Source organism: Streptomyces sp. NRRL S-920, assembly GCF_000717945.1.
In the GTDB taxonomy this organism is placed as follows: Bacteria; Actinomycetota; Actinomycetes; order Streptomycetales; family Streptomycetaceae; genus Streptomyces; species Streptomyces alboniger.
On record NZ_JODF01000188.1, the window covers coordinates 1 to 253 of the forward strand.

At 75.9% G+C, this 253-nt stretch carries 1 pseudogene; it reads right to left on the reverse strand.

Annotated elements, in window-relative coordinates:
* A pseudogene (locus IG54_RS38990) lies at positions 1-253 on the reverse strand (acetyl-/propionyl-CoA carboxylase subunit alpha); the annotation flags it as partial.

Sequence of the window (253 nt, forward strand, 5' to 3'; positions counted from 1 at the left end):
GGGGACCTCCTCCAGGGTGCGGGCGACCTTCAGGCCGCGCCCGCCACCACCGAAGGCGGCCTTGATCGCAATCGGCAGGCCGTGCTCCTCGGCGAAGGCGACGACCTCCTCGGCACCCGAGACCGGGTCGGGGGTGCCCGCGACCAGCGGGGCGCCGGCGCGCTGCGCGATGTGCCGCGCGGCGACCTTGTCACCCAGGTCGCGGATGGCCTGCGGCGGCGGGCCGATCCAGATCAGGCCCGCGTCGATGACG